The organism is Escherichia sp. MOD1-EC7003 (assembly GCF_002965065.1).
Classification (GTDB): domain Bacteria; phylum Pseudomonadota; class Gammaproteobacteria; order Enterobacterales; family Enterobacteriaceae; genus Escherichia.
The window spans coordinates 1-8,816 of sequence record NZ_PTRE01000062.1 but is presented as its reverse complement, the minus strand read 5'-3'; the positions used below and the strand labels follow the sequence as shown (position 1 = coordinate 8,816).

Annotated in this window: 9 protein-coding genes and 4 pseudogenes; 8 read left to right on the top strand and 5 right to left on the bottom strand. The window is 42.8% G+C overall.

The genetic code is table 11. The features are described from left to right. The coding region (sctD, locus tag A7090_RS12020) for a type III secretion system inner membrane ring subunit SctD (RefSeq protein ID WP_105274198.1) at positions 1–697 on the bottom strand (697 nt) is incomplete at its 3' end. A 142-nt stretch (positions 698–839) separates the two neighbouring features. Here sctD and sepL point away from each other — a divergent pair. The 8 genes and pseudogenes from sepL to espF form a co-directional block, all read left to right on the top strand. Further along, complete coding sequence (gene sepL, locus A7090_RS12015) at positions 840–1,895, top strand: type III secretion system LEE gatekeeper SepL (RefSeq protein WP_001273452.1); 1,056 nt, start codon at positions 840–842, stop codon at positions 1,893–1,895. Positions 1,896–1,953: 58 nt separating this feature from the next. Next, positions 1,954–2,532, top strand: a complete 579-nt coding sequence (gene espA / locus A7090_RS12010; RefSeq protein ID WP_105274197.1) for a type III secretion system LEE translocon filament protein EspA — start codon at positions 1,954–1,956, stop codon at positions 2,530–2,532. Between the two features lie 12 nt (positions 2,533–2,544). After that, a complete protein-coding gene (locus tag A7090_RS12005; protein WP_105274196.1) occupies positions 2,545–3,687 on the top strand; it encodes a type III secretion system translocon subunit SctE in 1,143 nt (380 codons plus the stop codon). A 20-nt stretch (positions 3,688–3,707) separates the two neighbouring features. Continuing rightward, positions 3,708–4,670 (top strand): type III secretion system LEE translocon pore-forming subunit EspB, encoded by a 963-nt coding sequence (gene espB / locus A7090_RS12000; RefSeq protein WP_105274195.1) that lies wholly within the window; start codon positions 3,708–3,710, stop codon positions 4,668–4,670. A 6-nt stretch (positions 4,671–4,676) separates the two neighbouring features. After that, the gene (cesD2, locus tag A7090_RS11995) at positions 4,677–5,084 is read left to right on the top strand and encodes an LcrR family type III secretion system chaperone CesD2 (protein WP_105274194.1); all 408 of its coding nucleotides are present in this window, start codon (positions 4,677–4,679) and stop codon (positions 5,082–5,084) included. Between the two features lie 34 nt (positions 5,085–5,118). Further along, positions 5,119–5,340: a type III secretion system LEE needle filament protein EscF gene (gene escF / locus A7090_RS11990; protein ID WP_001053840.1), complete on the top strand. Its 222-nt coding sequence runs from the start codon at positions 5,119–5,121 to the stop codon at positions 5,338–5,340. 5 nt (positions 5,341–5,345) lie between these two features. Continuing rightward, entirely contained in the window at positions 5,346–5,624 is a 279-nt protein-coding gene (gene escG, locus A7090_RS11985; RefSeq protein WP_000245865.1) for a type III secretion system LEE needle protein cochaperone EscG, read from the top strand. Positions 5,625–5,819: 195 nt separating this feature from the next. Further along, positions 5,820–6,451: pseudogene (espF, locus tag A7090_RS11980) on the top strand (type III secretion system LEE effector EspF); the annotation flags it as partial. Positions 6,452–6,851: 400 nt separating this feature from the next. On the opposite strand, the pseudogene A7090_RS27135 reads toward espF, so the two are convergent. The 4 genes and pseudogenes from A7090_RS27135 to A7090_RS11960 form a co-directional block, all read right to left on the bottom strand. Further along, positions 6,852–6,960: pseudogene (locus A7090_RS27135) on the bottom strand (IS3 family transposase); the annotation flags it as partial. Then, the gene (gene rhuM, locus A7090_RS11970) at positions 6,957–7,994 is read right to left on the bottom strand and encodes a virulence protein RhuM (protein WP_105274193.1); all 1,038 of its coding nucleotides are present in this window, start codon (positions 7,992–7,994) and stop codon (positions 6,957–6,959) included. The gene rhuM and the pseudogene A7090_RS27135, both read right to left, overlap by 4 nt. Before the next feature lie 87 nt (positions 7,995–8,081). Beyond that, positions 8,082–8,606, bottom strand: a pseudogene (locus A7090_RS11965) (DUF4942 domain-containing protein); the annotation flags it as partial. Positions 8,607–8,615: 9 nt separating this feature from the next. Then, positions 8,616–8,816 (bottom strand): annotated as a pseudogene (locus tag A7090_RS11960) (IS4 family transposase); the annotation flags it as partial.

Genomic DNA, 8,816 nt, shown 5'->3' with positions numbered 1-8,816 from the left:
TTGTAATGATGATATCTTTATAACCGTATTCTGTTAAAATATCATTAATTGCGGATATGATTTGGTTATTGCAAATAATATTATTGTAATAAAAAATATTTTTTTCTTTAAGGTAATTGAAAAATGGAGTTAAATCCGTGGTTGATTCGCAACGCCCATAAAGCGCGATATTTTTCCCATGCCATACCAGGGTGATTGCATGAAGTTTGTTTTCTTTTAGCTGCTGATATACATCAGCTCTGGTAAACGTTGGGAGTTCAGCTTTTGGGGAAAGCAAAACGTAACTGCCGATGGCTCCAGACAACGCAATAGCAGCACCAATCACGCCTGCCAGGATAAGACGCTTTTTGCGTTGATTCCTGGCAGAGAACCTTTCTGGCATATCAGACAATGGCAAGGCGTGGTCAATATCACCAATGATGAAGCCACACCCCGCTATATCGATGACCTTTCCGATAGGTAATGGTTGATCTGCTTCATAGGGAGTGGGCTGTCCATCAATCCAAAATTCAATTGGAGATAAAAGGAAAACACCTTCCTCACGTATATCAAGTAAAAACTGATTGAGGCCTTGTTCAAGGGGAAAGTAAACAATATCGTTATCTTCTGTGCCTATCGTTAGGTTTCCCATCGGAAGTTGTAATTCCCGATTACGCATCGCACCATTGAGAAGTTTTATTTTATATGAGGATAACATTTTTAAATTTTATTCGTCCTGGTGGTTGAACAATGAGAAAAAATATGGTGAACTTACACTGACTAAGAATAGAGTAGAAAGGAAGCTGTTGTACAGTACTATTTAATGGAATATTCATAATTAATGTTTACGTGAGTTTCCAATGGCTAATGGTATTGAATTTAATCAAAACACCGCATCTATTTTCAATTCTAATTCATTAGATTTTGAATTGGAATCTCAACAATTAACGCAAAAAAGCTCTTCTAATAGCAATTCTCCATTATTAAATTTGCAAAATGAATTAGCGATGATTACCAGTTCGTCGCTTTCAGAAACGATTGAAGGGCTAAGCCTGGGGTATCGCAAAGGTAGCGCCAGGAAAGAAGAGGAAGGTACGACAACGGAGAAGCTGCTCAATGATATGCAAGAGCTGCTTACTCTGACCGATAGCGATAAACTAAAAGAACTATCATTAAAGAATAGTGGGCTGCTGGAACAGCATGATCCTAACTTGGCTATGTTTGGTAATATGCCAAAAGGGGAAATTGTCGCGCTCATATCTTCTCTATTGCAATCTAAGTTTGTTAAGATTGAATTAAAAAAGAAATATGCCAAATTATTATTAGAATTATTAGGCGAAGATGATTGGGAGTTGGCTCTGCTTTCCTGGTTAGGGGTGGGGGAGTTAAATCAGGAAGGTATCCAGAAGATCAAGAAGCTTTATGAAAAGGCTAAGGACGAGGACTCTGAAAACGGAGCCTCTTTACTTGACTGGTTTATGGAGGTCAAGGATCTTCCAGAGCGTGAGAAGCACTTAAAGGTTATTATTAGGGCGCTATCGTTCGATCTTTCTTATATGTCTTCTTTTGAAGACAAGGTAAAAACATCTTCAATTATTAGCGATTTATGCCGGATAATCGTTTTTTTATCGCTTGATAACTATACAGATATTATTGCAATCTCCATTAAGAAAGATAAAGATGTCATTTTAAATGAAGTGTTATCTATTATTGAACATGTATGGCTAACAGAAGACTGGCTACTGGAGAGCCCTTCTCGGGTATCGATAGTCGAAGATAAACATGTTTATTATTTCCATTTATTGAAAGACTTTTTTGCATCATTACCCGATGCTTGTTTTATTGATAACGAGCAGAGGGATAATACATTATTAATGATTGGTAAAGTAATTGATTATAAGGAGGATGTTATGTGATTTAATTGTTTTTTAATAGTTTTGGTCATGCTAAGAAAGATTATTAAGAGGTATATACATGGATACATTAACTACAGCATCAGTTGCTAGTACGAATGCAAGTACTTCGACATCGATGACCTATGATTTAGGGAGCATGTCGAAAGATCAGGTTGTTGAACTATTCAATAAACTCGGTGTTTTTCAGGCTGCGCTTCTCATGTTTTCCTATATGTATCAGGCACAAAGCGATCTGTCGATTGCAAAGTTTGCTGATATGAATCAGGCATCTAAGGCGTCAACCACTGCCCAAAAAATGGCGAATCTTGTGGATGCTAAAATTGCTGATGTTCAAAGTAGCTCCGAAAAGAATGCGAAAGCCAAGCTTCCTCAAGACGTGATTGACTATATAAAAGATCCTCGCAATGACATTACAGTAAGTGGTATTGACAATATAGAGGTTGAATTAGGCGCTGGTGATTTGCAAACGGTGAAAGCAGCTATTTCAGCTAAAGCGAATAATTTGACAACGACGGTGAATAATAGCCAGCTTGAAATACAGCAAATGTCAAATACGTTAAACCTATTAACGAGTGCACGTTCTGATATGCAGTCACTGCAATACAGAACTATATCAGCAATATCCCTTGGTAAATAACCGGAGATAACTATGCTTAATGTAAATAGCGATATCCAGTCTGTGATGTCTGGGGTCAGTGCCGCTACGACTACTTCAGGTATTAATCAACCTGAAGGGGCTTCCGCGCTGGATTTACAGCTGGTTAAATCAGCTGCCCCATCAGCAAGTTGGACAGAAAGTACCGCTTTACCAACGCCACCGGCAGGCCACTCATTAGTGACGCCCTCTGTTGCTGAAGATGTTTTGAGCAAACTTTTTGGCGGCATCAGTGGTGATGTTATGAGCCGCACTAGTGGGACAGAACCACAGAGTAGTACACAAAGTACAACCTCTGGCTATCCTTATCTTTCTCAGGTGAATAACGTTGACCCTCAGACAATGATGATGATGGCCACTCTGTTATCCCTGGATGCCTCAGCGAAGAAAGTTGAGAGTATGAAGAACTCCAACGAGATCTACAAGGATGGACAAAATCAAGCGCTGGAAAATAAAACTCTGGAATTTAAAAAACAGCTTGAAGAACAACAGAAAGCCGAAGAGAAAGCACAAAAAAGTAAAATTGTTGGTCAGGTCTTTGGTTGGTTAGGGGTTGCGGTAACTGCTGTTGCAGCTATTTTTAACCCAGCTCTCTGGGCTGTTGTTGCTATTAGTGCAACAGCAATGGCGCTGCAAACTGCGGTTGATGTTATGGGCGATAAGGCTCCGCAGGCGTTAAAAACAGCAGCGCAAGCTTTTGGCGGTTTATCTCTTGCCGCAGGTATTCTGACAGCCGGCATTGGCGGGGTGTCTTCACTTATGTCTAAAGTTGGCGATGTGGCTGGCAAAGTGGGTTCAAACATCGTAAAAGCGGTCACTACGCTGGCCGACACTTTTGTCGAAAACGTTGCATCGAAAATTTCGGCTGTGGCAAATGGTTTAACCACTTCTTCGCGCTCTATTGGTACAACTGTGCTGAATAATGACGCAGCGAATCATAACCTGTTATCACAGATTTCTGCTTTTGTTGTGGAAAATTTAACTCGACAAAGTGAAAGCTTAAGTCAGAGTGCGAAGGCAGAGCTGGAAAAAGCCACACTCGAGCTGCAAAACCAGGCGAGTTATATACAGAGTGCTTCTAAGCTAATTTCTGATTCTGCGCGAGTGAATAGCCGTATTGTCAGCGGTCGAGTTTAATTGTTAAAGAGGCGTTTATAATGAATACTATCGATAATAACAATGCGGCAATCGCAGTTAATTCTGTTTTGAGCAGCACGACTGGCAGCGCCAGTTCAACAACGACATCAACCTCGTCAATCAGTTCATCTTTACTTACTGATGGCAGAGTGGATATTTCTAGGCTTCTGCTGGAGATTCAAAAACTGTTGCGTGAGACGGTCACCACATTGCAAGATTATCTTCAGAAGCAATTGGCGCAAAGCTATGATATCCAACTAGCCGTTTTTGAGAGCCAAAATAAAGCTATTAGTGAGAAAAAAGCCGGTGTGACAGCCGCTCTGATTGGTGGTGCTATCTCATCTGTCCTGGGGATTTTAGGCTCTTTTGCTGCCATTAATAGCGCAACGAAAGGAGCGAGTGATGCCGTTCAGCAAGCCGCTTCTACTTCTGCGAAGTCTATCAGTACAGCCTCTGAAGCTTCAACTAAAGCACTGGCGAAGGCTTCCGAAAGTATTGCAGATGCAGCAGATGATGCAGCCTCAATGCAGCAAACTATCGCGGCAGCTGCAAAAGCGGCCAGTCGTACATCTGGTGTCACTGATGATGTGGCTGCTTCTGCTCAGAAAGCTTCTCAAGTAGCTGAAGAGGCTGCTGGTGCTGCTCAAGAATTAGCAGAGAAGACAGGACTATTAAGTCGCTTTGCTGCTGCTGCTGGAAGGATTTCCGGTTCTACGTCATTTATTGTTGTTACCAGCCTTGCTGAAGGTACGAAAACATTGCCAACAACGATATCTGAATCTGTCAAGTCCAATCATGATATCAGTGAGCAGCGTGCTAAATCTGTAGAAAATCTCCAGGCGTCGAATTTAGAGAACTACAAACAGGATGTTCGCAGAACGCAGGATGATATCTCTGGCCGTCTGCGTGATATGACAACGACAGCCCGTGACCTTACCGACCTTATTAATCGCCTGGGGCAATCGGCTCGCTTGGCTGGGTAATTGATCATGGTCGATACGTTTAATGATGAAGTGCTTAATCACTATCTTGAACAAAAAGGGTACACAATACAGAAGGAGTTTCTTTGTGGCAGTGCCTTTTTTATCGGATGGCGGATTGAGACACCTTTTTTCTCATTAGCGTACAGACTGGATGAACAAGAACTGATTTTGTGCTCTTTTGAAGCACGTAACCAAACAGGGCTTAACGGCCCTGTTTTATCACTGACTCGTTTGCTCGAAGAGTTGTATCACCATTTTTCGGGTATTAAGAAAATCAGTGCGATGAAAGCTAAGATTGGTTCAGATTCAGAACGTCAAAAGCGCGAAGAGTTGTTTAATTATTTCATCAGAAAGGGTGCCGTGCAGCAAGAAACAGAAGACGGAATTTGGTTCGTAATGAATGTAAATAGTTAGGGATTTTTATTTTATTAACTATTAAGGAGATTTAATGAATTTATCTGAAATTACTCAACAAATGGGTGAGGTAGGTAAAACGCTGAGCGATTCTGTGCCAGAGTTACTTAATAGCACCGATTTGGTTAATGACCCTGAAAAAATGTTAGAGTTGCAGTTTGCGGTTCAGCAATATTCTGCTTATGTTAACGTAGAAAGTGGAATGCTGAAAACGATAAAAGATCTGGTCTCAACCATTTCCAACCGTAGCTTTTAATTTTTATGGTTAATGATGTTTCTGCCAATAAGATACTGGTGTGGGCAGCTGTAGCCGCGGCAAATCATAAGCTTCCCAAATATGCGGAAGCTATCCTGAATGTATTTCCGCAAATTATACCTGATAAAAAAGATATCGCACATTTAGAATTTATTATCTTATTCGGATTAAATAGAAAAAATGATGCGGTAAAGGCTTTGGAGAACTGTATGGATGATGAGACGAGTCAGTTATTGTACAGTTTGGTCCATGAGAATGGTAGTGGCTGGGTACGAGGATTTTAATTTATATTGATTTAAAATAATTTAATTATTTGTTTTGATATATTATGAGAGTTCGCCAGGCATTCATCATATCAGAATGATAAATACAGCTGTACAAAAGTATTCATATTTCCATATGTATTTAATTTAATGAATTATAGTTTTAATATAAATTAATAATTACTCCAATTAATTAGATATAAAGAGGCATAAATTATGCTTAATGGAATTAGTAACGCTGTTTCTACAATAGGGCGGCATCTTACAGGTGTCGCAAGTCGAGTGGGCTCTGCGGGGGTATCTGGATTTTCTGTAGCCCCTCAGACTGTGCGTCTTACTCCGGTGAGATTTCATTCCCCTTTTTCTCCAGGTTCGTCGAATATTAATGCGAGAACGACTTTTATATGAGTCAGATGACTCAGATGAATCGTATGAGTCAGATGGCGACTTCATTTACTCCTACTCGCCCGGCACCACCGCCACCGACAAGTGGACAGGCATCCGGGCCTGGTGGGCTACCGCCCATTGCACAGGCATTAAAAGATCATTTAGCTGCCTATGAACTATCGAAATCGTCTGAGACTGTAAGCTTTAAGCCAACCCGTCAGGCACCACCGCCACCGACAAGTGGACAGGCATCCGGGCCTGGTGGACTACCGCCCATTGCACAGGCATTAAAAGATCATTTAGCTGCCTTTGAGCTATCGAAAGCGTCTGAGACTGTAAGCTTTAAGCCAACCCGTCAGGCACCCCCGCCACCGACAAGTGGACAGGCATCCGAGTCTGGTGGACTACCGCCCATTGCACAGGCATTAAAAGATCATTTAGCTGCCTATGAGCAATCGAAAAAAGTATAATCAACTAATTTAAAACGATTAGCCGGTGTTGATTATTTATTTGCCAACTAATAAAAGCCGATATTAAACTGTGTAGTAATATACTCGTCATACTTCAAGTTGCATGTGTTGCGTCCCCCCAGTCACTTACTTATGTAAGCTCCTGGGGATTCACTCGCTTGCCGCCTTCCTGCAATTCGAATTATTTAGAGTATAAATGTAATGAGTAATATCGGTTTTTATTGGGGGGATTGTAATTAATAATGTATTATTATACGGTGAAAGTGGAGAAAGGGGCGTTTTGTTAAAAGCGCACATAGCTCAAAAGTCTGTTCGCTATTGATTGTGATAATCTGAAAGGCTGTAAATTCAGGTGTACTGGCAATAGCGGACACAACCATTTGTTCTTTTTTTACGCAGTTATCTGATAATATTTTCCTGAAGGCTGCCGGGGCGATATTCCCCAGACGGGAGTGGCGGCGCTGGCGGTTGTAGAAAATCTCAATGTATTCCCGGACTACTTTTTCGACTCTTTATTCCACTGTAGCAAGCCTGCGATATCCTTCTCGCCTTCGGCTTCTTTTAAGCGCCGTTGTTGTTCGGCAAACTGAACATACTCCACCTGCGCTTTTTCATCGGCCATTTTCTTACTGATTTTACCCGCGCCTTGTAGAACCTCACGGTCGTTAAATTGCAGGAACTGATCCAGCTTATCCTGCCAGTCGCGCAAAAAGACCTGCTGACGACGACGGGCCTGATCCTCGGCGAAATCCAGCCACATGTTAACTACGCGGTTAAGTTCGCTGACTTCATCCTGAGTGAGATAATTTTTTGCCACCGTCACGTCACCCTTACGCACCTCCTCACCTTTATAGCTGGTCAGCCCCATATGCGGCTGGCTGGCGTCAGCACGCTGATGAATGAGTTCAGCAGCGGTATGTCCGGTACAGGCAAAATGTAACTTGTTCTGGATGGTTTGAAAAAACTGCGTGGTTTCTTTGAGGGACGGTTGATAATCGGCGGCCAGAGCAAAGATCTCCCGGACACGCAGATAAACGCGGCGTTCGCTGGCGCGAATATCGCGGATACGCTCCAGCATCTCATCGAAATAGTCGGGTACAGCCGATGAACCCACGGGCGGGTTCTTCAGCCGCTCATCGTCCATCACAAAACCTTTGATCAGGTATTCCTGGAGCGTCTGAGTTGCCCACTGGCGGAACTGCGTGCCGCGAGGGGAGCGAACGCGGTAGCCGACAGCAAGAATAACAGGCAGGCTGTAGTGAAGCCGGTTACGGCTTACCTGACGGCCACCTTCCTGTTGAACTTGTAAGTAAGACTTACAGGTTGCGTTTTGTTCAAGTTCGCCTTCTTCATAGATCGCTTTAATGTGCTGTGTAATGGCCTGGGGAGTGATCTGATAAAGGTTTGCGATGGTTGCCTGAGGGAGCCATAGCGTCTCTTGCTCAAAGCGGCATTCAACGCGTACTTCACCGTCATCGCTGGCAAACATAACAAATTCGCCTGCCGGGGATTGGGTTAAGTATTTATCTGTCATGCCGCCTCCGCTTATATCTGACTCGCAATGTCGTAATCCGCTTAGTATGCCAGAAATTCCTGGTGAAGCTTATTACGCAGATAGAGTTTATTTTGCGGGCAGCGCTCCCGGATAATGCTTCGCCACGATGTCATTCATCTTCTCCACCAGATCCAGACGCTTGAATGTGATATGCCCGCTGCCCTTCTGGAAGTAGCGAATAGAGAATAAATCATCTTCAAAGACCTGCTCACGCGGATTATCGCGCACAAAATTCATAAATCGGATAGAGATATCATGCCGGTTATCGGGAATGGTTTTACCATCCAGCAGGTAGAGCATTCGTTCCAGATCGGCGAGCTGATCGCGCCGCCAGCCCCAGTTCAGGCTATAGCCCCATTTGTCATACTTCACTAAGCTATTGATGATAATCCGCTTGCCAAAACAGCAGGGATTATTGGTTTTGTAGTCCCAGCTTAGCCCTTTAAATACGTTAATAATTCCACGTTCGAAAACATCCTGTTTATTGTGGTGGAGTTGTTCAAAGGTACTCAGGATGTTGGCTTCGCTGATGGCCGGAAGATCGCCCCCTTCGAGGTTTTTAGCCCACTGGCTGCGCTGAGGGATCCCCATAAATCAGCGCTAATAAACCAACACCATATTCTGGTAGGTTTTGGCGAGATGATTAAGAACTGTGCTTAGCACTGTTCGTCTTAAAATTAGCGGGGAGTGTCGTAAGACATTCTTCGCTAACGTCAGATACGAGATTACCCGCCGTGTTTTAATGCTGTTGGCCTGATATCTCAGATGTAATCCTTTGTTTTCAGCATGATAGCCAATAAG

Bases quoted from the DNA above. Each gene is read 5' to 3' on its own strand.
- escG (WP_000245865.1), top strand. From the start codon at position 5,346: ATGGTTAATGATGTTTCTGCCAATAAGATACTGGTGTGGGCAGCTGTA.
- A7090_RS12005 (WP_105274196.1), top strand. From the start codon at position 2,545: ATGCTTAATGTAAATAGCGATATCCAGTCTGTGATGTCTGGGGTCAGT.
- sepL (WP_001273452.1), top strand. From the start codon at position 840: ATGGCTAATGGTATTGAATTTAATCAAAACACCGCATCTATTTTCAAT.
- cesD2 (WP_105274194.1), top strand. From the start codon at position 4,677: ATGGTCGATACGTTTAATGATGAAGTGCTTAATCACTATCTTGAACAA.
- escF (WP_001053840.1), top strand. From the start codon at position 5,119: ATGAATTTATCTGAAATTACTCAACAAATGGGTGAGGTAGGTAAAACG.
- rhuM (WP_105274193.1), bottom strand. From the start codon at position 7,994: ATGACAGATAAATACTTAACCCAATCCCCGGCAGGCGAATTTGTTATG.
- espB (WP_105274195.1), top strand. From the start codon at position 3,708: ATGAATACTATCGATAATAACAATGCGGCAATCGCAGTTAATTCTGTT.
- espA (WP_105274197.1), top strand. From the start codon at position 1,954: ATGGATACATTAACTACAGCATCAGTTGCTAGTACGAATGCAAGTACT.